This window comes from Brachyspira sp. (assembly GCF_050873525.1).
In the GTDB taxonomy this organism is placed as follows: Bacteria; Spirochaetota; Brachyspiria; order Brachyspirales; family Brachyspiraceae; genus Brachyspira.
Genome location: NZ_JBNMIZ010000337.1, coordinates 1 through 1,543, shown reverse-complemented (window position 1 = coordinate 1,543; position 1,543 = coordinate 1). Strand labels below are relative to the sequence as shown.

Below are 1,543 nucleotides of genomic sequence, written 5' to 3'. Positions count from 1 at the left end.
CCTTCCCATTCTTTTTTTCGATAGGCGTTTATCAATGGGTCGCTTTCAATAAAACTTTGACATCTCTTTTCTACTTCTTCAAAAATATTATTTTCTTTTATTAAATTTGACATATTCTCCCCCTTAAAAAATTTTATCCAAGTTATAAGTTTTTCTTTATTTTCAAAATCATTTAAATTAAATTTTGGAAGTTCAATATAATGCAGCATACAATGGTCGGTTAATATTTTATTATGATTAATTTCTTTAAGTAAATAACATGAATGAAAATCTTTTATATCGTTAAATATTGTAAAATCCAAAATATTCATTCCAATCACGGGAGCAAGTTTTGTATAATTGTCGGACTTATTTAACAACGAGCTATAACTATTAGCCCAATAGTAAAGACTTCTTCCGATAAAATATTGATTACCTTGCAATTGAATTTCAATTATTACGGTATCGTTATCGTCTGTAATACATTTCACGTCAACTATTGACTCTTTACCATCCAAATATTTACTCAAATTGAACGGATTTAAAATTTCAACATTAGAAAAAGTTTTAAAATTTGAATCAATCATTACTCCGTTAATAAAATCTAAAACTATATTTTCATTTCCTCTATCGGAGAAAAGATAACGAACAAAACAATCATTTTTCTTGTTTAGGCTGTCGACTGTTATAATTTCATTTTCGCTATTTTTTAAATATTCCAACTCGTCCATAATTTTATTATAACAGAATGATTTTATTTGTCAAAAGAGAATTTAGATTATTTATTGAGATTGATTTATCTCATTCACTTTAGATTGCTTCGCTAATGTTAGCAATGATAGTTTAAAATTTATTCTTAAAGTCGATAAGAAAACGGAGACTAAAATCGAGGGTTTGGTTGAGAAGATAATTGAGAAAAAGCGTAGTAAGGTTGATAGTTCGGCGGAGGAGAGGGAGATTGATAAGATTGTTTGGCTAAAGCCCGCCGTTGGCGTGGGCTTTATGATTTAACCGAAGAAGAGATTAAGATAGTTGAGGAGAAGTGATTATTTAATTTATCATTACAATTATACTTGTTTTTATATGTTTGTATATAGCAATTAAATTTGATAAATGTTTTATAAATTGTATAATGTAAATAAGGATTTATAAATTATGAATAAAAAAGATAAAGTTTCAAACAATATGGAAGAAGTTGGAATATCTATTTGTAAAAGTATTTTATCATCCGTTCCTTATGGCGCTGTGTTAAATGAAGTATTCTTCGATTATAGGGCGAGAATAAAACAGAATAGATTAAATAATTTTATTGAAACGCTTGACAAAAGATTAATAGAAATTGGAATTAAAACAGAGGATATAAACGATAACGAAGATTTTATGGATGCATTTGAATTGGTTATTAAAAAAGTTATAGATACAAAAGCAGAATATAAAATAAATATATTTAGAGATATTTTAATTAATCAATTAGATACGGAAAAACAAATAGATACGGGATTATTAGATACATTTTTAGATATTATTTATAAAATGTCAGAAATAGAAATTAAAATTTTAAATG

Annotated in this window: 2 protein-coding genes; one reads left to right on the top strand and one right to left on the bottom strand. The window is 26.1% G+C overall.

What is annotated here, in order from left to right; translation table 11 throughout:
• Window positions 1–710, bottom strand: a 710-nt coding sequence (locus ACR0QS_RS13180) for an Rpn family recombination-promoting nuclease/putative transposase (protein WP_432633910.1), incomplete at its 3' end; no start/stop codon positions are given.
• 424 nt (window positions 711–1,134) lie between these two features.
• Here ACR0QS_RS13180 and ACR0QS_RS13175 point away from each other — a divergent pair.
• The coding region (locus ACR0QS_RS13175; protein WP_432633909.1) for a hypothetical protein at window positions 1,135–1,543 on the top strand (409 nt) is incomplete at its 3' end.